At 71.3% G+C, this 19,496-nt stretch carries 25 protein-coding genes; 22 read left to right on the top strand and 3 right to left on the bottom strand.

Features of this window, described 5'->3' with window-relative positions; all coding sequences use genetic code 11:
* The 15 genes from rpsE to rplQ all read left to right on the top strand — a co-directional run.
* Nucleotides 1–446: 30S ribosomal protein S5 (rpsE, locus tag ACILQ5_RS19180; RefSeq protein WP_395659630.1), on the top strand; the 446-nt coding region annotated here is incomplete at its 5' end.
* Nucleotides 446–628 carry a 50S ribosomal protein L30 gene (rpmD, locus tag ACILQ5_RS19185; protein ID WP_028644811.1) on the top strand — a complete coding sequence of 61 codons (183 nt, stop codon included), beginning with the start codon at nt 446–448 and terminating at the stop codon, nt 626–628. The genes rpsE and rpmD, both read left to right, overlap by 1 nt.
* 1 nt (nt 629) lies before the next feature.
* Nucleotides 630–1,070 carry a 50S ribosomal protein L15 gene (gene rplO, locus ACILQ5_RS19190; RefSeq protein WP_395659631.1) on the top strand — a complete coding sequence of 147 codons (441 nt, stop codon included), beginning with the start codon at nt 630–632 and terminating at the stop codon, nt 1,068–1,070.
* Between the two features lie 157 nt (nt 1,071–1,227).
* Nucleotides 1,228–2,532, top strand: coding sequence for a preprotein translocase subunit SecY (gene secY / locus ACILQ5_RS19195; protein WP_395659632.1), 1,305 nt, complete (start codon nt 1,228–1,230; stop codon nt 2,530–2,532).
* A gap of 19 nt (nt 2,533–2,551) precedes the next feature.
* Nucleotides 2,552–3,127 (top strand): adenylate kinase, encoded by a 576-nt coding sequence (locus tag ACILQ5_RS19200; protein ID WP_395659633.1) that lies wholly within the window; start codon nt 2,552–2,554, stop codon nt 3,125–3,127.
* A 5-nt stretch (nt 3,128–3,132) separates the two neighbouring features.
* Nucleotides 3,133–3,951, top strand: coding sequence for a type I methionyl aminopeptidase (gene map, locus ACILQ5_RS19205; protein WP_395659634.1), 819 nt, complete (start codon nt 3,133–3,135; stop codon nt 3,949–3,951).
* Nucleotides 3,952–4,101: 150 nt separating this feature from the next.
* Nucleotides 4,102–5,136 carry a TerC family protein gene (locus tag ACILQ5_RS19210; RefSeq protein ID WP_395659635.1) on the top strand — a complete coding sequence of 345 codons (1,035 nt, stop codon included), beginning with the start codon at nt 4,102–4,104 and terminating at the stop codon, nt 5,134–5,136.
* Nucleotides 5,137–5,164: 28 nt separating this feature from the next.
* Nucleotides 5,165–6,211 carry an LLM class flavin-dependent oxidoreductase gene (locus ACILQ5_RS19215; protein ID WP_395659636.1) on the top strand — a complete coding sequence of 349 codons (1,047 nt, stop codon included), beginning with the start codon at nt 5,165–5,167 and terminating at the stop codon, nt 6,209–6,211.
* 227 nt (nt 6,212–6,438) lie between these two features.
* A complete protein-coding gene (gene infA, locus ACILQ5_RS19220; protein WP_011757309.1) occupies nt 6,439–6,660 on the top strand; it encodes a translation initiation factor IF-1 in 222 nt (73 codons plus the stop codon).
* Nucleotides 6,661–6,695: 35 nt separating this feature from the next.
* Nucleotides 6,696–6,809, top strand: coding sequence for a 50S ribosomal protein L36 (gene rpmJ, locus ACILQ5_RS19225; protein ID WP_011757308.1), 114 nt, complete (start codon nt 6,696–6,698; stop codon nt 6,807–6,809).
* A 166-nt stretch (nt 6,810–6,975) separates the two neighbouring features.
* Nucleotides 6,976–7,350, top strand: coding sequence for a 30S ribosomal protein S13 (gene rpsM / locus ACILQ5_RS19230; protein WP_284536118.1), 375 nt, complete (start codon nt 6,976–6,978; stop codon nt 7,348–7,350).
* A gap of 65 nt (nt 7,351–7,415) precedes the next feature.
* Nucleotides 7,416–7,823 (top strand): 30S ribosomal protein S11, encoded by a 408-nt coding sequence (rpsK, locus tag ACILQ5_RS19235; protein ID WP_157341719.1) that lies wholly within the window; start codon nt 7,416–7,418, stop codon nt 7,821–7,823.
* A 32-nt stretch (nt 7,824–7,855) separates the two neighbouring features.
* Nucleotides 7,856–8,464, top strand: a complete 609-nt coding sequence (gene rpsD / locus ACILQ5_RS19240) for a 30S ribosomal protein S4 (RefSeq protein WP_395659637.1) — start codon at nt 7,856–7,858, stop codon at nt 8,462–8,464.
* Between the two features lie 131 nt (nt 8,465–8,595).
* Nucleotides 8,596–9,612 (top strand): DNA-directed RNA polymerase subunit alpha, encoded by a 1,017-nt coding sequence (locus ACILQ5_RS19245; RefSeq protein WP_395659638.1) that lies wholly within the window; start codon nt 8,596–8,598, stop codon nt 9,610–9,612.
* 73 nt (nt 9,613–9,685) lie between these two features.
* Nucleotides 9,686–10,297 carry a 50S ribosomal protein L17 gene (rplQ, locus tag ACILQ5_RS19250; RefSeq protein WP_395659639.1) on the top strand — a complete coding sequence of 204 codons (612 nt, stop codon included), beginning with the start codon at nt 9,686–9,688 and terminating at the stop codon, nt 10,295–10,297.
* A gap of 136 nt (nt 10,298–10,433) precedes the next feature.
* Here the strand turns inward: rplQ and ACILQ5_RS19255 are convergent, their stop codons facing one another.
* Together ACILQ5_RS19255 and ACILQ5_RS19260 are read right to left on the bottom strand one after the other, a co-directional pair.
* Complete coding sequence (locus ACILQ5_RS19255; protein WP_395659640.1) at nt 10,434–11,408, bottom strand: ketopantoate reductase family protein; 975 nt, start codon at nt 11,406–11,408, stop codon at nt 10,434–10,436.
* Between the two features lie 3 nt (nt 11,409–11,411).
* Complete coding sequence (locus tag ACILQ5_RS19260) at nt 11,412–11,759, bottom strand: GntR family transcriptional regulator (protein ID WP_395659641.1); 348 nt, start codon at nt 11,757–11,759, stop codon at nt 11,412–11,414.
* Nucleotides 11,760–11,776: 17 nt separating this feature from the next.
* Between ACILQ5_RS19260 and ACILQ5_RS19265 the strand changes: the two genes are divergently transcribed.
* A complete protein-coding gene (locus tag ACILQ5_RS19265; RefSeq protein WP_395659642.1) occupies nt 11,777–12,688 on the top strand; it encodes a PfkB family carbohydrate kinase in 912 nt (303 codons plus the stop codon).
* A 5-nt stretch (nt 12,689–12,693) separates the two neighbouring features.
* Here the strand turns inward: ACILQ5_RS19265 and ACILQ5_RS19270 are convergent, their stop codons facing one another.
* On the bottom strand, nt 12,694–14,358 hold the full coding sequence (locus ACILQ5_RS19270; RefSeq protein WP_395659643.1) for an FAD-dependent oxidoreductase: 1,665 nt from the start codon (nt 14,356–14,358) through the stop codon (nt 12,694–12,696).
* A 41-nt stretch (nt 14,359–14,399) separates the two neighbouring features.
* Between ACILQ5_RS19270 and ACILQ5_RS19275 the strand changes: the two genes are divergently transcribed.
* Genes ACILQ5_RS19275 through ACILQ5_RS19300 form a run of 6 tightly spaced genes read left to right on the top strand, consistent with a single transcriptional unit; the run spans nt 14,400 to nt 19,328 of the window.
* Entirely contained in the window at nt 14,400–15,557 is a 1,158-nt protein-coding gene (locus ACILQ5_RS19275; protein WP_395659644.1) for a DUF6986 family protein, read from the top strand.
* A gap of 2 nt (nt 15,558–15,559) precedes the next feature.
* Nucleotides 15,560–16,417 carry a factor-independent urate hydroxylase gene (gene pucL, locus ACILQ5_RS19280; RefSeq protein WP_395659645.1) on the top strand — a complete coding sequence of 286 codons (858 nt, stop codon included), beginning with the start codon at nt 15,560–15,562 and terminating at the stop codon, nt 16,415–16,417.
* Between the two features lie 5 nt (nt 16,418–16,422).
* A complete protein-coding gene (uraD, locus tag ACILQ5_RS19285) occupies nt 16,423–16,914 on the top strand; it encodes a 2-oxo-4-hydroxy-4-carboxy-5-ureidoimidazoline decarboxylase (protein ID WP_395659646.1) in 492 nt (163 codons plus the stop codon).
* Nucleotides 16,914–17,222: a hydroxyisourate hydrolase gene (uraH, locus tag ACILQ5_RS19290; protein ID WP_395659647.1), complete on the top strand. Its 309-nt coding sequence runs from the start codon at nt 16,914–16,916 to the stop codon at nt 17,220–17,222. Before uraD ends, uraH begins: the two co-directional genes overlap by 1 nt.
* Nucleotides 17,212–18,510, top strand: coding sequence for an allantoinase AllB (gene allB, locus ACILQ5_RS19295; protein WP_395659648.1), 1,299 nt, complete (start codon nt 17,212–17,214; stop codon nt 18,508–18,510). The genes uraH and allB overlap by 11 nt, the downstream gene beginning before the upstream one ends.
* Entirely contained in the window at nt 18,507–19,328 is an 822-nt protein-coding gene (locus ACILQ5_RS19300; RefSeq protein WP_395659649.1) for a bifunctional allantoicase/(S)-ureidoglycine aminohydrolase, read from the top strand. Before allB ends, ACILQ5_RS19300 begins: the two co-directional genes overlap by 4 nt.
* Nucleotides 19,329–19,496: the final 168 nt, after the last annotated feature.

A 19,496-nucleotide genomic window follows, 5' to 3' on the forward strand; every position in this document is an offset into this window, starting at 1 on the left:
TGGGCGACGGTGACGGTCTCGTCGGCGTCGGCTACGGCAAGGCCAAGGAGGTCCCGGCGGCGATCGCCAAGGGTGTCGAGGAGGCGAAGAAGCACTTCTTCCGCGTCCCGCGCATCCAGGGCACCATCCCGCACCCGGTCCAGGGCGAGAAGGCGGCCGGCGTGGTCCTGCTGCGTCCCGCTGCTCCCGGTACCGGTGTGATCGCCGGTGGCCCGGTGCGTGCGGTGCTCGAGTGCGCCGGCATCCACGACGTCCTGAGCAAGTCGCTCGGGTCGTCCAACCAGATCAACATCGTCCACGCGACGGTCGAGGCCCTCAAGATGCTCGAGCAGCCGGAGTCGGTGGCGGCCCGCCGCGGCCTGCCGGTCGAGCAGGTCACCCCCGCGGCGCTGCTGCGGGCGCGCACCGAGGTGCCGGCCGGGGTCTCCGAGGAGGTGTCCTCCTGATGGCGCAGCTCAAGGTCCAGCAGAAGCGCGGCACCGTCGGGATCAAGGCCAACCAGCGCGAGACCCTGCGCACGCTCGGTCTCAAGCGGATCGGCGACGTGGTCGTGAAGGAAGACCGCCCGGAGATCCGGGGCATGGTCAACACCGTCCGTCACCTGGTGACGGTCGAGGAGGTCGAGTGACATGACGCTCAAGCTGCACCACCTGCGTCCGGCTCCCGGCGCCAAGACCGCCAAGACCCGTGTGGGTCGCGGTGAGGGCTCGAAGGGCAAGACGGCCGGTCGTGGTACCAAGGGCACGAAGGCCCGCTACCAGGTCCCGGCCTCCTTCGAGGGCGGCCAGATGCCGATCCACATGCGGCTCCCGAAGCTCAAGGGCTTCAAGAACCCGAACCGGGTCGAGTTCCAGGTCGTGAACCTCGACCGCCTCGGCGAGCTCTTCCCCGAGGGCGGCGACGTCACCGTCGACGCCCTGGTGGCGAAGGGCGCCGTCCGTGACGGGCTCCCGGTCAAGGTCCTCGGCCAGGGCGACCTGTCGGTCGCTGTCCAGGTGAGCGTGAACGCGTTCTCCGGCACGGCCAAGGAGAAGATCGAGGCCGCCGGCGGCACCGCCACCGTGGTGTGACGGTCCCCACCAGCGTCGAGGGCGCGGCAGTCCTGTCCCCGGACAGGGCGGCCGCGCCCCACGCGCATTCGGGGGACGACCGCCCCCCTGTTAGGCTTCCACGGGTCCTTGCGATCACCTCGCAGGGGCCGCTTCATGCTTGGAGAAAGAGGATCTCGTGCTGAGCGCGTTCGCGAACGCTTTCCGGACCCCGGACCTGCGGCGCAAGCTGCTGTTCGTCCTGATGATCATCGCGGTCTTCCGGCTCGGGTCCCAGGTCCCCACCCCCGGCGTCCACGTCGGTCACGTCCAGGCCTGTATCGACATCGCCAACAGCGGCTCGAACGCGAGCCTCTACAGCATGGTCAACCTGTTCTCGGGCGGGGCGCTGCTGAAGCTGACCATCTTCGCGCTCGGGATCATGCCGTACATCACGGCGAGCATCATCCTGCAGCTCCTGGTGGTGGTGATCCCCCGGCTGGAGGCCCTCAAGAAGGAGGGCCAGTCCGGCCAGACCAAGATCACGCAGTACACCCGCTACCTGACGCTGGGCCTGGCGGTCCTCCAGGCGACGGGCATCGTGGCGCTGGCCCGCTCCGGCCGCCTGCTGCAGGGCTGCGACGAGAGCCTCCTGCACGACGACGGGACGGCGACGTTCCTCGTCATGGTCGTCACCATGACGGCCGGCACCGTCTTCATCATGTGGCTCGGTGAGCTGATCACCGAGCACGGCATCGGCAACGGCATGTCGCTGCTGATCTTCACCCAGGTCATCTCCGGCTTCCCGTCCTCGCTGTGGGCGGTCCAGAAGTCGAAGGGCTGGTGGACGCTCGGCATCGTCGTCGTCATCGGACTGGTGATCATCGCCGCGGTCATCTTCGTCGAGCAGGCGCAGCGGCGGATCCCGGTGCAGTACGCACGCCGGATGGTGGGCCGCAAGATGTTCGGCGGCAGCTCCACCTACATCCCGCTGAAGGTGAACCAGGCCGGTGTCATCCCGGTCATCTTCGCCTCCTCGCTGCTCTACCTGCCGGCGATGATGGCGTCGTTCAACAACGACCCCAACAACAAGTGGGCCACGTGGATCAACGACTACCTCGTCCGCGGTGACCACCCGCTCTACATGCTTGCCTTCTTCGGCCTGATCGTCTTCTTCACCTACTTCTACGTCTCGATCACCTTCAACCCTCAAGAGGTGGCGGACAACATGAAGAAGTACGGCGGCTTCATCCCCGGGATCCGGGCGGGCAAGCCGACCGAGGAGTACCTCTCCTACGTCCTGTCCCGCATCACGCTGCCCGGTGCCCTGTACCTCGGCCTCGTCGCCCTCATCCCCCTCATCGCGTTCGCCGTGATCGGCGCCAACCAGAACTTCCCGTTCGGTGGCACCAGCATCCTGATCATGGTCGGTGTCGCCCTGGACACGGTGAAGCAGATCGAGAGCCAGCTCCAGCAGCGCAACTACGAAGGATTCCTTCGGTAAGTGAGGCTGAGCTAGTCAGATGAGGCTGATCATCATGGGCCCCCCCGGTGCGGGCAAGGGCACGCAGGCGAAGTTCATCGCCGAGCACTTCAAGATCCCGGCGATCTCGACCGGTGACATCTTCCGCGCCAACGTGTCGGAGGGAACCGAGCTCGGGCTCGAGGCCAAGCGCTTCATGGACGCCGGCGAGTACGTGCCCGACGAGGTCACGAACCTGATGGTCCGCAACCGGATCGACGAGCCGGACGCCGTCAACGGCTTCCTGCTCGACGGCTACCCGCGCACCCTCGCCCAGGTCGAGGAGCTCGACGGGATGATCCGGTTCACCGGGCACCAGCTCGACGCCGTGGTCTGCCTGACCGTCGACCAGGAGGAGATCGTCGGCCGGCTGCTGCAGCGGGCCCAGGTCGAGGGCCGGGCCGACGACACCGAGGACGTCATCCGGCGGCGCCAGGAGATCTACCTGGAGCAGACCGAGCCGCTGATCGACGTCTACAGCAAGCGCGGGATCGTCGTCGAGGTCGACGGCATGGGCGACGTCGACGACGTCACCCAGCGCGTCTTCGCCGCCCTCGACGTTCTTCCGGAGTCCTAGGCCGGATGGGGTTCCTCGACCGCGGCGTCGAGATCAAGACGCCCGAGCAGGTCGACGCCATGCGCCGCGCCGGGCTGGTCGTCGGCCGCACGCTCGAGGTGCTCCGAGACGCCGCCCGCGCCGGGGTGTCCACCGGCGAGCTCGACGCGATCGCGGAGGACCACATCCGGTCCAGCGGTGCGACCCCCTCGTTCCTGGGCTACCACGGCTTCCCCGGGTCGATCTGCACCTCGGTGAACGACGAGGTCGTGCACGGCATCCCCGGCGACCGGGTGCTGGCCGAGGGCGACGTCGTCTCGATCGACTGCGGCGCCATCGTCGACGGGTGGCACGGCGACGCCGCGATCACGGTCGCGATCGGTGCGGTGCCCGACGAGGTGACCGAGCTGATGCGGGTCACCGAGCAGGCGATGTGGCACGGGATCGCCGCGGCCCACCTCGGCGGCCGGGTCACCGACATCTCGTACGCCGTCGAGCGCCACGTCCGCAGCCAGGGGCGCTACGGCATCCTCGAGGACTACACCGGCCACGGGATCGGGTCCGCGATGCACCAGCCGCCGAACGTCCCCAACTACGGCCGTGCCGGCAAGGGTCCCCGGCTCGTCGAGGGGCTCGCGCTCGCCGTGGAGCCGATGCTCACCCTCGGGGGCAAGGACGTGTCCGTGCTCGACGACGACTGGACCGTCGTCACCGACGACGGACGCTGGGCGGCCCACTACGAGCACACCTTCACGCTGACCGCGACGGGGACCTGGGTGCTCACCGCGATCGACGGCGGCGAGGAGCAGCTCGCCGCGCTCGGAGTGCGATTCGGCGGCCGGTGAGCCGTGTGACAGACTGACCCGTGCAGGGGGGAGTATCCCTACGCCGCGGGTTCGTCAACACGGGCCGAGCTCCGGACCCGCGGGTCGCCGTACGGCGGCGGGAGAGACTCCTGATGCTTCGTCATCCCCCGACCTGCAGGAGTCGTACTCGTGGAGATCTCCACCACCGAATGGGCCGTGACCATCGGCGTCACCGTCGCCGTCCTCCTCTTCGACGTCGTCGTCATCGCCCGTGACCCGCACGAACCCAGCTTCCGGGAGTGCGCGACCGCGCTCGCCGTCTACATCGGCGCCGCGGTCGTCTTCGGTGCCTGGATCTGGATCAGCCACGGGCACGACATGGGCGTCCAGTTCTACGCCGGCTGGTTGACGGAGTACTCGCTGTCCATCGACAACCTCTTCGTCTTCATCATCTTGATGGCCGCGCTGCGGGTGCCACGCGAGTACCAGCAGGAGGCCCTCATGGTGGGCATCATCCTGGCGCTGGTCTTCCGGGCGATCTTCATCGCGCTCGGCTACCAGCTGATCTCCAACTTCTCCTGGATCTTCTACATCTTCGGCGCCTTCCTCGTGTACACCGCCGTCTCCCTGGTGAAGAGCTACCGCAGCCACGAGGACGAGCACCCCGAGAACAACCGCGTCGTCCAGTTCGCGCAGAACCACCTCAACGTCGGGGAGGAGTACCGCGGGCTCAAGCTCTTCTGGAAGGAGAACGGCGCCCGCGTCGTCTCGCCGATGCTCATCGTGATCATCGCGCTCGGGACGACGGACCTGCTCTTCGCGCTCGACTCGATCCCCGCGATCTTCGGCATCACCCAGGAGCCGTACCTCGTCTTCACCGCGAACGTGTTCGCGCTGATGGGGCTGCGCCAGCTCTACTTCCTGCTCGGGGGGCTGCTCAAGCGGCTGATCTACCTCTCCCTGGGCCTCTCCTTCATCCTCGCGTTCATCGGCGTGAAGCTGGTCCTGCACGCCCTCCACGAGAACGAGCTGCCGTTCATCAACGGCGGTGAGCCGGTCCACGTGCCCGACATCTCCTCGCTGGTCAGCCTCGCCGTCATCATCGTGACGCTGGCCGTGACCGCGATCGCCAGCCTGCTGGCGTCCCGCAACATGACCGAGGAGGAGATCGAGGAGCGCACCAGCTCGCTGCGGGCGCCGGACGAGGGCACGGCCACGGAATAGCGCGGTCGGGGGCCGGGGTTGGACCGGAGTGAGCCCTGCGTCCCCCACCCTGTCCGTCCTCGACCTCGTCCCGGTCCGCTCCGACCAGGCGACCGGCGACGCGCTCGCGGCGTCGCTGTCGCTGGCCCGGGCGGCCGACGAGCTCGGCTACCGGCGCTACTGGCTGGCCGAGCACCACAACATGCCGGCCGTCGCGGCCACCAACCCGCCGGTCCTCGTGGGCCTCGTGGCGTCGGCGACCTCCCGGATCCTGGTCGGCTCCGGCGGGGTGATGCTGCCCAACCACGCGCCGCTGGTCGTCGCGGAGCAGTTCGCCCTGCTCGAGGCCGCCTTCCCCGGGCGGATCGACCTCGGGATCGGCCGGGCACCCGGCAGCGACCCGGTCACGTCGTACGCCCTGCGGCACGGTGCCGGCGGGGTCAGCGACGAGATCGTCAGCCGGTTCCCGGAGTACGTCGACAACGTGCTCGCGATGATGGAGCCGGCCGGCGTCGGGCTGTCCGTGCAGGGCCGGACCTACCCGCTCCGGGCCACGCCGCAGGCGCGGTCGGTGCCGACGATCTGGCTGCTGGGGTCCTCGGACTACTCGGCCCGGCTCGCGGCCGAGAAGGGCATGCCCTACGTCTTCGCCCACCACTTCTCCGGCTCCGGCACCGCCGAGGCGCTCGCGCTCTACCGGGAGCACTTCCGGCCCTCGCCCGAGCTCGCCGAGCCGCGCACGTTCCTCACCGTCAACGCGGTGGTCGCCGGGACCGAGGACGAGGCGGCCCGCCTGGCCCTGCCGCAGCTGCTGGCGATGCTCGCGCTGCGCACCGGGCAGGAACTGACGCCCCAGCGCCTGGTCGAGGAGGCCGAGAAGGTCGAGCTGTCGGCGCCGCACCTCGAGCTGGTCCAGGCGATGGCCGAGCGCTGGGTGATCGGCGACCCGGCCCGGGCCCGGGCCCGGATCGAGGAGCTCGCGGCGTCGTACGGCGTCGACGAGGTGATGGTGCACCCGGTCGCCGGCGCCTGGACGGGGACCGAACCGGGCGCCAGCCCGGCCCGCGAGGAGACGCTGCGCCTGCTCGCGGCCTGATTCGTGTTTCGACGCCGTTTGCGACTAAACTGGCGTGTCGGCCCAACGTGGGTCTGCTTCGTGGTGCCTCGCGGCTGCCCGGATCACCAACCGAATCGCTCTTCGGGGCGGCTCGTGCGTGTGCCCGGGGATGGGGTCCACGAGCGGCTTCACGAGGTCCACCGCCCCGCCGGGGCGGAGGTTCGCGGGCCACACGGTAGACAACCAACCGACAGATTGTGGAGGACATGCCGAAGAAAGAAGGCGTGATCGAGATCGAGGGCACCGTCGTGGAGGCCCTTCCGAATGCGATGTTCCGCGTGGAGCTGAGCAACGGCCACAAGGTTCTCGCCCACATCAGCGGCAAGATGCGCCAGCACTACATCCGGATCCTCCCCGAGGACCGCGTGGTCGTGGAGCTGTCGCCGTACGACCTCACCCGGGGTCGCATCGTCTACCGGTACAAGTAACCGCCTATTCAGCCGATACCGGAAAGGGCCTGACAGTGAAGGTCAAGCCGAGCGTCAAGCCGATCTGTGACAAGTGCAAGGTGATCCGTCGCCACGGCCGCGTCATGGTCATCTGCGAGAACCCGCGCCACAAGCAGCGCCAGGGCTGATCGCCCACCACAACTGAACAACCACAACGTGATCGCTAGCCGTCGAAGGACGAGCGAAGCCACCTCCGGAGCAGACGGCCGGAGCCCGGTACCCAGCTGAGACCTGGGAGAGGCCCGGGACGCGACACGACCGAAACCGCTGCGAACGACCGAAGGAAACCGCCACATGGCACGCCTCGTTGGTGTCGACCTCCCGCGCGACAAGCGCATCGAGATCGCACTCACCTACATCTACGGCATCGGCCGTACTCGCGCCCAGCAGGTGCTGCAGGCCACGGGGGTCAACCCCGACCTGCGCGTCCACCAGCTCGGCGACGAGGAGCTGGTCAAGCTCCGTGACGAGATCGAAGCCAACTTCAAGATCGAGGGTGACCTCCGTCGTGAGGTCCAGGCCGACATCCGCCGCAAGATCGAGATCGGCAGCTACCAGGGTCGCCGTCACCGCCAGGGCCTCCCGGTCCGCGGTCAGCGCACCAAGACCAACGCGCGTACCCGCAAGGGTCCCAAGCGCACGGTTGCCGGCAAGAAGAAGGCGAAGTGATCCAGCGCTGACGCGCTGACCTTCGTCACCACGAGCTTCAGACCAGAGACCTCAGGAGTTACTGCATGCCTCCCAAGAGCCGCAGCGCGGCTGGCGCCAAGAAGGTGCGCCGCAAGGAGAAGAAGAACGTCGCCGTGGGCGAAGCCCACATCAAGAGCACGTTCAACAACACCATCGTCACGATCACCGACCCCACCGGTGCGGTGATCTCGTGGGCCTCTGCCGGCACCGTCGGCTTCAAGGGGTCCCGCAAGTCCACCCCGTTCGCCGCGCAGATGGCCGCCGAGGCCGCCGGGCGCCGCGCGATGGAGCACGGCATGAAGAAGATCGACGTCTTCGTCAAGGGCCCGGGTTCGGGCCGCGAGACGGCGATCCGGTCCCTGGGTGCGATCGGCCTCGAGGTCGGCACCATCCAGGACGTCACGCCCACGCCCCACAACGGCTGCCGCCCGCCCAAGCGCCGCCGCGTCTGATCGCGCGACCGAGAACAGGAGACTTGTAAGCAATGGCCCGTTACATCGGCCCCATGACCCGGAAGTCGCGCCGTCTCGGCGTCGACCTCGTCGGTGGCGACTCGTCCTTCGAGCGTCGCCCCTACCCCCCCGGCCAGCACGGCCGTGGCCGCATCAAGGAGAGCGAGTACCTCCTCCAGCTTCGCGAGAAGCAGAAGGCTCGCTTCACCTACGGCGTGATGGAGAAGCAGTTCCACAACTACTACTCCGAGGCGTCGCGCCGCTCCGGCAAGACCGGTGACAACCTGCTCCAGCTGCTCGAGTGCCGCCTGGACAACGTCGTCTACCGGGCCGGCTTCGCCCGCACCCGCCGCCACGCGCGCCAGCTCGTCGTCCACGGCCACTTCCTGGTCAACGGGCGCAAGGTCGACATCCCGTCGTACCAGGTCGCCGCGCACGACGTCATCGACGTCCGCGAGAAGTCGCTGGAGACCACGCCGTTCATCGTGGCGCGTGAGACCCACGGCGAGCGCGTCGTCCCCGCATGGCTGGAGGCCATCCCGTCGCGGATGCGCATCCTGGTGCACCAGCTCCCGGTCCGGGCCCAGATCGACATCCCGGTCCAGGAGCAGCTCATCGTCGAGTACTACTCGAAGAAGTAACACACCGGGAGGTCCGCCTCCTCGTACCCCCCGCTGGGGCTGAACGTCCCGGCCCCAGCGGGACCACTACTTCCGTCGCCAGCATGTTCGGGCCCGTCAAATAGCGGGTGGGCCCGGAAAGGAAAGAACAAGTGCTCATCGCACAGCGCCCCACCCTGTCGGAAGAGACCGTCGACGAGTTCCGCTCGCGGTTCGTCATCGAGCCGCTCGAGCCCGGCTTCGGCTACACGCTCGGCAACTCGCTGCGGCGTACCCTGCTCAGCTCGATCCCCGGTGCCTCGGTCACGAGCATCAAGGTCGACAACGTCCTCCACGAGTTCTCGACGATCGAGGGCGTCAAGGAGGACGTCACCGAGATCATCTTGAACCTCAAGGGACTCGTCGTCTCCTCGGAGCACGACGAGCCGGTCACCATGTACCTGCGCAAGTCGGGTGCCGGTGACGTCACGGCCGCGGACATCGCGCCGCCGGCCGGTGTCGAGGTGCACAACCCCGACCTGAAGATCGCGACCCTGTCCGACAAGGGCAAGCTCGAGATGGAGCTGGTCGTCGAGCGCGGCCGCGGCTACGTCTCGGCCGTCCAGAACAAGGGCGCGGACAACGAGATCGGCCGGATGCCGGTCGACTCGATCTACAGCCCGGTCCTCAAGGTGACCTACAAGGTCGAGGCCACCCGTGTCGAGCAGCGCACCGACTTCGACAAGCTCGTCATCGACGTCGAGACCAAGCCGTCGATCCGTCCCCGCGACGCGATCGCCTCGGCCGGCAAGACGCTGGTCGAGCTCTTCGGCCTGGCCCGCGAGCTGAACGTCGAGGCCGAGGGCATCGACATCGGCCCGTCGCCCGTCGACGAGCAGCTCGCCGCCGACCTCGCCCTCCCGGTCGAGGACCTGCAGCTGACCGTCCGCTCCTACAACTGCCTCAAGCGCGAGGGCATCCACACCGTGGGTGAGCTCATCAGCCGCTCGGAGCAGGACCTGCTCGACATCCGCAACTTCGGCGCGAAGTCGATCGACGAGGTCAAGGCCAAGCTGGTCGAGATGGGCCTGTCCCTCAAGGACAGCGCGCCCGGCTTCGACCCGCACGCCGCCCTCGCCGCCTACGGCGACGACGACGACGACGCGTTCGTCGAGGACGAGCAGTACTGACCCGAAAACCGACCGGCACCCGCCGGTCGTCTACCCCGGTACCTGACACGGCCGGAGAGATTGGAACGGAACCATGCCCAAGCCCACCAAGGGTCCCCGCCTCGGCGGTAGCCCGGCCCACCAGCGGCTGATCCTCTCGAACCTGGCGACCCAGCTGTTCGAGCACGGCCGGATCACCACGACCGAGTCCAAGGCGCGCGCGCTGCGGCCGGTCGCGGAGAAGCTGATCACCAAGGCGAAGAAGGGCGACCTGCACAACCGTCGCGAGGTCCTCAAGACCGTCCGTGACAAGTCCGTCGTGCACGTCCTCTTCACCGAGATCGCGCCGACCTTCGCCGAGCGTCCCGGCGGCTACACCCGGATCACCAAGATCGGTCCGCGCAAGGGCGACAACGCCCCGATGGCGGTCATCGAGCTGGTGACCGAGGCCTACACGCCGTCGGCGCCGAAGGCGAAGAAGAAGGCCGCTCCGGCCGCCACGAGCACCGTGGCCGAGGACGCGCTCGTCGAAGACACCGTCGTCGACGAGACCGTCACCGAGGACACCGCCACGGAGGAGGCTCCCACCGAGCTCTCCGACGAGGCGTCGCCCGAGGAGAGCGTGGTCGCCGAGGAGGAGCCCGTCGCCGACGAGGCCCCCGCCGAGGAGAGCACGGAGAGCACCGAGGACGACGACAAGGCCTGAGCCCCGTCGCCGTTCGCCACCGGCCCGCCAGCGCACCTCGCTGGCGGGCCGGTGTCATCCCCGGACGGGTCGTGGGTGGTGACCACCCGAGTGGGGCGTGACCACCCGGGTCGGTCAGAACCCTCGACTCAACGGGTCAGAACCCTCGACTCAACCGTTCGAGGAGGGCGGCGGGGTCGAGGCTGGCGACGGGTCCGTGGCGGCGGGCGAGGTCGGCGGTGACCTGCTGGAGCAGCTCGTTGACCGGGGTCGGGACGCCGTGGAGGCGGCCGAGCAGCACGACCTCGCCGGCGAGGTAGTCGATCTCGACGTCGCCGGTGCCGCGGCTGATGCTCTGCCAGGTCGAGCCGCCGCGGGTGCGGTCGTCCCGCGGCCGGCTCTGCAGCAGGTCGCCGCGCCGGGCGGCGTCCTCCGCCGCGCTCACCATCGCGACGCCGGCGGCGGCGATCGCCTGCTCGCCCTCCTCGCGCGCGCGGCGGACGAGCTCGTCGAAGCCCTCGCCCCCGGGTCGGCAGGTCGCGGACACGCCGTTGGCCAGGTTCATCACCAGCTTGCGGTACTTCCAGGCCATCACGTCGGGCCGGGTCTGCGACCCGAACCCGGCCGCGCGCAGGTCGGCCGCGACGGCCTCGGCCACGTCGTCGACCCCGCCGGGGAACCGGCCGACGTCGAGGATGCCCGGGACCGGCCAGCACTGCTGCACGACCACCCCGGGGTCGACGTGCGCGGAGGGCAGCATCACGCAGATCGAGTACGTCGCTGCGAACCGTCGCAGCACCGCGGCCTCGTTCGCGACGCCGTTCTGCGCGGACACGACGACGCTCCCCGCCGGTGCGTGCGCGGCGAGGTCGTCGAGCGCGGCGGCGGTCTGGTGCGACTTCACGGTGAGCAGCACGACCGTGTCGTCGGTCCAGTCGACCTCGGCCGCGGAGCCCCGCGCCGGCACGTCGACCGTCTCGGTGCCGGCCGCGGTGTCGAGGAGCAGCCCGCGCTCACGGACCGCCCGCAGGTGGTCACCGCGTGCGACGAGGGTGGTGGGGACGCCGGCCAGGTGCAGGCGTGACCCGATCACGCCGCCGACCGCCCCGGCGCCGTACACGACGTAGCGCACGGATCACCAGCTCCGCTCGACCAGCCGGAGCGCCTCGGGGAGCGTGAGCCCCGCGCGCCGCGCGCTGGCGGCGTACGACGTCGCGGCGTCGCGCGCGTCGACGGAGTCTTGCTGCGGGGCGACGAACGTGCCGCGCCGGCCCTCGGTGGCGATCACGCCGTCGGTCTCGAGCGCGCGGTAGGCCTTGGCCACGGTGTTGGCCGCGAGGCCGAGCTCCGCGGCGAGGGCCCGGACGGTCGGGAGCCGGGTGCCGGCCGCGAGGTCGCCGCTCGCCGCGCGGCCGGCGACCTGGGCGCGCAGCTGCTCGAAGGGCGGGACCGGAGAGCTCGCGTCGATCGGGTGCACCTGCATGTCGGCATGGTAGAGACATGCCCATGGACAACGTCCTCGTCGTCGGAGAGTCCCTGGTCGACATCGTGCACGCGGCCGACGGCGCGACGCTGGAGTACGCCGGCGGCAGCGCGGCCAACGTGGCGGTGGCGCTCGCCCGGCTCGGCCGGTCGGTGCGGTTCGCGACCGCGTGGGCCGACGACGCCCGCGGTGCCGTCCTCGCAGCCCACCTCGAGCAGGCCGGGGTGCAGCTGGCCGCCGACCCGCACGTGCTCGCGCGCACCGCGACCGCGGCCGCGACCATCGGATCCGACGGCGCGGCGTCCTACGAGTTCGACCTGGAGTGGCGGCTGGGGGAGGTCGGCGTCGACGAGCACCCGGTGGCCGTGCACGTGTGCTCGCTGGGCGCGGTCGTCGAGCCGGGCGCCGACCAGGTGCGGGAGCTGGTCACCCGGCTGCGCGAGGTGGCGACGATCAGCTACGACGTCAACGCCCGGCCGGCGATCACCGGCACCGGCCCCGAGGTGCTCGCCCTCGTCGAGCAGCTGGTCGCGGTCAGCGACCTGGTGAAGGCCTCCGACGAGGACCTCGCGCACCTCTACCCCGACCTCGAGCTGGAGGACGCGGCCGGCCACCTGCTCGGCCTCGGCCCGAGCGCGGTTGTCGTGACCCGCGGCGGTGCGGGCGCCAGCTGGTTCGGACCCGGCGTGACGGCCGAGGTGGCGTCACTGCCGGTCGACGTGGCCGACACCATCGGCGCCGGCGACACCTTCGGCGCGGCGACGATCGACGCCCTCTGGGAGCGCGACCTGCTGGGCGCCGACCACCGGGACCGGCTGCGGGACCTCTCGGCCGCCGACGCGGAGGCCGTGCTGGCCCACGCGGCCCGCGCCGCCGCGGTCACCGTGTCGCGGCCGGGCGCGGACCCGCCGTACCGCGACGAGCTCTGAGCTCCTCAGTCCTGGTCCGGCGCCAGGAAGGCGTGCACCAGCGGGACGACCGACGCACCCTCACCGCTCGCGGAGGCCACCCGCTTCATCGAGCCGGCCCGCACGTCGCCGGCGCAGAACACCCCGGGCACGGTCGTCGCGAGCTCGGCGGGCGGGAGCCCGTCGTGCCAGTGCTGCTTGGGGACGTCGCGACCGGTGAGCACGAAGCCGCGCGGGTCCCGCGCGACCTGGGGAGGGATCCAGTCGCAGTGCGGCTCCGCGCCGAGCAGCAGGAACAGCCCGTACGCCGACACCCGCTCGCGCTCCCCGGTGCGGACGTCCTCCAGGGACAGCCACTCCAGCCGGCCGTCGCCGCCGCCGTCGACGACCGCGGTGCAGGTGCGCACCGAGATGCGCGGGTTGTACTCGATCTCGCCGACCAGGTACGACGACATGGTCTCGGCCAGCCCCGGCCGCCGGACCAGCACCGTGACCGAGCGGGCGAACCGCGCGAGGTGGACCGCCGCCTGGCCGGCGGAGTTGCCGCCGCCCACGACGAACACGTCCTGGCCCTCCATCTCGCGCGCGGCGGTCATCGCGGCGCCGTAGTAGACGCCGGTGCCGACGAGCTGCTCGAGCGGCTCGACGCGCAGCTTGCGGTAGGCGACGCCGGTCGCGATCACGACCGAGCGGGCGCGGACCTCGCCGGACTCGGTGCACAGCACGTGCGGGTCGCCGTCGCGTCCCGGGCGCAGCTCGTCGACGACCTGGCCGGTGTAGAAGCGGGCGCCGAAGCGCAGCGCCTGGTTGCGGGCCCGCTGGGCGAGTCGCATGCCGGAGATGCCGCGCGGGAAGCCGAGGTAGTTGCGGATCATCGAGCTGGTGCCGGCCTGGCCGCCGATCGCCTCGGCCTCGAGGATCACCGTCGAGAGGCCCTCGGACGCGGCGTAGACCGCGGTGGCGAGGCCGGCCGGCCCGCCGCCGACCACCGCCACGTCGACGACGTGGTCGAGGTCGATCTCGGTCGGCGCGCCGTAGATGGTGATGGCGACGTCGCGCACCGAGGTCGCGTGCACGACCGGCCGGTTGACGGCGTAGACGAGCGGGTAGACCGGCTCGCCCTCCCACAGGTCGAGCACGAAGCGCCCGCCCTCGGAGTCGGGCGGGTAGACGCGGCTGGGCATCCCCATCCGGTCCAGGAAGTCCCGGACCGCCAAGGTGACCGGGTCGCGCCCGGGGGCAACGATCTTGACCGCGACGACCTCCGGGTCGGGGACCGTCGAGCCCCAGTCCGAGAGCAGGTCGGTGATCGCGTTGTGGAACTCCTCGTCTCGGATCCCGCGCGGCATCAGCAGGTAGGCGTCGTACTTGCCGGTGGACATCCCCGACCGCAGCACCGGGCCGTCGGTCATGAACCGGTCCCAGTGGGCCGCGACCACGCGGCGGGCGGTGGGGACCTTCTCGCGCAGCTTGTGGAAGGCGTGCAGCACGGTCTCGGCGTCCGGGACCCTCGACTCGGAGGCGAACATCGCGACGGTGCCGCCGCCGGCGACGACGTCATGCGTGGCCTCGAGGGCCTCGCGGCAGGTCCGGGCCAGGCGGACGTCGTACTCCTGCTCGTAGCGCGCGAAGCCGGCGCGCAGCTCGTCGGGGTGCTCGGCCCCGATCAGCACGATGGCGGGGGTGCTCACGACAGCAGCCTAGGCCGACGCGCAAAGGCTACTGTGCGCTCATGGCGCCCCTCGACCTCGCGCGGCTGACCGGTGAGCTCGACGCGCGCCTCGCGACCGCGGACGCCGACCTGGCCCGCCACTACCCGGGGCCACGCCCTGCGCGGCAGCCCGTGCACACGGTCTACGTCCCGGCCGACCGGTTCGCGGCCGACACCGTGACGACGTACGGCGAGGTCGCGCTCGGGCTGCTCGACGAGCACGAGGCGCTGTTCCTGGAGCTGGTCGGCGGCGACGTCGACCTGGTCGCGCGGGTGCGCGCGCGGCTGGCGAGCCGGCCGGTCGACGACCTGCGGATCGACTTCGAGGACGGCTACGGGGTGCGCGCCGACGACGAGGAGGACGCGGCGGTGCTGGCCGCGGCCGACGCGCTGCGCACGGCGGTCGCCGCGGGCACGGCGCCGCCGTCCTCCGGCATCCGCTTCAAGAGCCTGGAGCGGCCGACCCGGCACCGCGGCCTGCGCACGCTCGCGACCTTCGTCGAGCGGCTGACCGACGGCGGGTCCGACGAGGGGCCGCTGACCGGGTTCGTGGTCACGCTGCCGAAGGTGACGTCGGTCGACCAGGTCGAGGCGATGGTGCACGCGGCGGCGCACCTCGAGACCGGACTCGGGCTGCAGCCGGGCAGCCTGCGCTTCGAGATCCAGGTCGAGACGCCGCAGTCCATCCTCGGCGCGGACGGCACCGCGCTGGTCGCCCGGATGATCCAGGCCGCTGACGGACGCTGCACCGGCCTGCACTACGGGACCTACGACTACAGCGCGTTCGTCGGGATCGCCGGGCCCTACCAGAGCCTCGACCATCCCGCCGCCGACCACGCCAAGGCCGTGATGCAGGCGGCGGCGGCCGGCACCGGCGTCTGGCTCTCCGACGGCTCGACCAACGTGCTGCCGGTGGGCGACGCCGCCGGCGTGCGGCGCGGCTGGGAGACGCACCTGCGGCTGGTGCGCCGGGCGCTCGAGCGCGGGTTCTACCAGGGCTGGGACCTGCACCCAGCGCAGCTGCCGACGCGGTACGCCGCGACGTTCGCGTTCTACCGTGAGCGCCTCGACCGGTCGGCCGTGCTCGAGGAGCCGGCGACCGACCGGGCACTGGCGGACTTCGTCCGGCGCGGCCGCGAGTGCGGTGCGCTGGACCCGGTCGACACAGGAGGGGAATGAGCGTGGGCATCGTCCTCGGCGCCAACCAGTACGGCAAGGCGGAGACCCGGGTGGTCCGCATCTACCGCGACACCCCGCGCCACGAGGTCCGTGACCTCAACGTCTCGACGACGCTGCGCGGCGACTTCTCGGCGGCGCACGTCGACGGCGACCAGTCCGCGGTGCTGCCGACCGACACCCAGAAGAACACCGCCTTCGCGTACGCCGAGGAGGTCGGCGTCGCCTCGCCGGAGGACTACGCGCTCGCGCTCTCCGGTCGGTTGCTGGAGGCGTCGCCCGCCGCCACCGGCGCCCGGGTGGCCGTCGACGAGTACGCGTGGGACCGGATCGAGGTCGACGGGTCCGGGCACGACCACGCCTTCGTGCGGCGCGGCCAGGAGGTCCGCACCGCCGTGGTCGGCCGGACCCGCGAGGCGGTCGCGGTCGAGTCCGGCTTCCGCGACCTGGTGGTGCTCAAGTCGACCGGCTCGCAGTTCACGGGGTTCCTGCGCGACGAGTACACGACGCTCGCCGACGCCGACGACCGGATCCTCGCCACGTCCCTCGACGCCGCGTGGCGGTTCCGGCCGGGAGCCGCCCCGGACGACTGGGACGCGTCGTACCTCGACGTGCGCGGCCTGGTGACGTCGACCTTCGCGACGACGTACAGCCGGGCGCTGCAGGAGACGCTCTACGCGATGGGCCGCACCGTGCTGGAGGCGCACGACGGGGTCGCGGAGATCTCGTTCTCGGCGCCCAACAAGCACCACGTCCTGGTCGACCTGGCGCCGTTCGGGCTGGAGAACCCCGGCGAGGTCTTCCACGCCGCCGACCGGCCCTACGGCCTGATCGAGGCGACCGTGACCCGGGACGACGGGTGACCGCCGTGACCACCCCGATGAGGTTCGACGAGCTGCCCGAGGACGAGGCGCGGGCCGCGCTCGCGGCGTGCCTCGACGTGCCGCGCTTCGTCGACGAGGTGGTCGCGGGCCGGCCCTACGGCAGTCCGGCGGCCCTGGTGGCGGCCGCGTCGGCGTCGGCGTCCGTGCTCTCGGACGACGAGCTCGACCGGGCGCTGGCCCGGCACCCGCGGATCGGCGAGCGCGCCGGCGCGGCCCACGACGCGGCGCACTCGGCACGCGAGCAGGCCGGGGTCGACCGGTCCGACGCCGAGGTGCTCGAGCGGCTGGCGGCAGGCAACCGGGCCTACGAGGAGCGCTTCGACCGCGTGTTCCTGGTCCGGGCCGCAGGCCGTGACTCGCACCAGATCCTCGCCGAGCTCGAGCGCCGGCTCGGCAACGACGACGCGACCGAGCGCGCCGAGACCGTCGAGCAGCTGCGGCAGATCGCCCTGCTGAGACTGGAGCAGATCGTCTGATGGCCACCCTCAGCACCCACGTCCTCGACACCTCGCGCGGCCGGCCGGCGTCCGGCGTCGCCGTCCGGCTGGAGGCGGCCGGCGCCGTGGTCGCCGAGGGCGTGACCGACGACGACGGGCGCATCGCCCGGTTCGGAGCCGACCTGGCACCCGGCGAGTACGTCGTGCGCTTCGCCACCGGCGCCTACCTGGGGGCGGACGCGTTCTACCCCGAGGTCGCCGTCGCCTTCCGCATCGGGACCGACGAGCACTACCACGTGCCCCTGCTGCTCACCCCGTTCGGCTACTCGACCTACCGTGGCAGCTGACCTGGTCCTCCGCGCCCGGCGTGCGGTCGTCGGGGGCGCGGAGCGGCCCGTCGCGGTCGTGGTGCGGGACGGCCGGGTCGCCGAGGTCGCGGCGTACGACGACGTGTCCGGGCCCGGGGTCGTCACGCTGGCCGACGACGAGGTGCTGCTGCCCGGCCTGGTCGACACCCACGTGCACGTCGACGAGCCGGGCCGCACCGAGTGGGAGGGCTTCGCGAGCGCGACGCGGGCGGCCGCCGCCGGTGGCGTCACGACGATCGTGGACATGCCGCTGAACAGCATCCCGGCGACCACCACGGTCGACGCCCTCGACGAGAAACGGTCCGTCGCGCGCGACCAGGTGCACGTGGACGTGGCGTTCTGGGGCGGAGCGGTGCCCGGCAACCTCGGCGACCTCGCTCCGCTGCACGCGGCCGGGGTGCTCGGCTTCAAGTGCTTCCTGCTCGACTCCGGCGTGGCGGAGTTCCCGCCGCTGGACGCGGCACAGCTGCGCGCGGCCATGGCGGAGACCGCGCGGCTCGGGGCACTGATGATCGTGCACGCCGAGGACGGCTCGCAGGTGACCACGGCGCACGGCACGGCGTACGACGGCTTCCTCGACTCGCGCCCGCCCACGGCCGAGGTGCGTGCGATCGACCTGGTGGTGGCGACCGCCCGGGAGACCGGGAGCCGCGCCCATGTCGTCCACCTCAGCGCGGCCGACGCGCTGCCGTCGTTCCGGGGCTCCGAGGTGTCCGTCGAGACGTGCCCGCACTACCTGGTCCTGGCGGCCGAGGACGTGCCGGACGGTGCGACGCAGTTCAAGTGCTGCCCGCCGATCCGGGACGCCGCGAACCGCGACCGGCTCTGGGCCGCGCTGGCGGCCGGCGAGATCGACTTCGTCGTCTCGGACCACTCGCCCTGCCCCGCCGAGCTCAAGCGCGGCGGCTTCGCCGAGGCGTGGGGCGGGATCGCCTCGCTGCAGCTGTCGCTGCCGCTGGTGTGGACGGCGGCCCGCGAGCGAGGACACAGCCTGGTCGACGTCGCACGGTGGATGGCGACCGGGCCGGCCCGCCGGGTGGGGCTGTCCGGCAAGGGCGAGATCGCGCCCGGGTCCGACGCCGACTTCTGCGTGCTCGCACCGGACGAGACGTTCCGCGTCGACGCCGCGGCGCTGCACCACCGGCACCCGGTCTCGCCCTACGACGGGCGTACGCTCACCGGCACCGTCCGCCGGACGTGGCTGCGCGGCGTACCGATCGACCTGGCGGCCGCCCCGCGCGGCCGGCTGCTGAGGAGGGGAGCATGACGTACTTCGTGCCGACCGGCGGCCTGCCCGGCCAGTCCGAGCTCACCACCGACCGGGCGGCCTTCACCGAGGCGTACGCCGTCCTGCCCCGCGGGACGATGCGCGACATCGTCACCAGCCGGCTGCCGCACTGGGACGACACCCGCCTGTGGGTGCTCGCCCGGCCGCTGACCGGGTTCGCCGAGACGTTCAGCTGGTACGTCGTCGAGGTGTCGCCCGGCGGCGGCAGCGGCTCGCCCGAGCCGGACCCCGACGCCGAGGCGGTGCTGTTCGTCGTCGGCGGCACGGTCGCGCTGACGGTCGGCGGCGTGCTGCACCGGGTGGCGCCGGGCGGCTACGCGTTCCTCCCGCCCGGCACCGCCTGGACCCTGCGCAACGAGGGCGACGGGAACGCGACGTTCCACTGGATCCGCAAGTCCTACGAGCGGGTCGAGGGCGTCGAGGTGCCGGAGGCGTTCGTGACCCACGAGAGCGACGTGCCGGTGCGGCCGATGCCGGGCACCGACGCGTGGGGGACGCAGCGGTTCGTCGACCCGGACGACGTCCGGCACGACATGCACGTCAACATCGTCGGCTTCGAGCCGGGCGGGGCGATCCCGTTCCCGGAGACGCACGTGATGGAGCACGGGCTCTACGTGCTCGAGGGCAAGGCGGTCTACCTCCTGAACAAGGACTGGGTCGAGGTCCAGGAGGGTGACTTCATGTGGCTGCGCGCGTTCTGCCCGCAGGCCTGCTACGCGGGCGGGCCGGGCCGGTTCCGCTACCTGCTCTACAAGGACGTCAACCGGCACCCGCGGCTGCGGCTCGGGTCGGGGTAGGCGGGCCGGTGCGGGTCGTTTCCGCGCAATTGCTCGGTCCGGCCCGGGTGGGCGCGCTCCCACCGGGACCTCTCCCAGCAATTGAACGAGAACGGACCGCCCCGCGACGGGCTGCGCAGGTGACCGGCGTCACCTAGAGTGGGGGCTGCGGTCAGTCGTTCGGCATGG

The organism is Nocardioides sp., assembly GCF_044226305.1.
In the GTDB taxonomy this organism is placed as follows: Bacteria; Actinomycetota; Actinomycetes; order Propionibacteriales; family Nocardioidaceae; genus Nocardioides.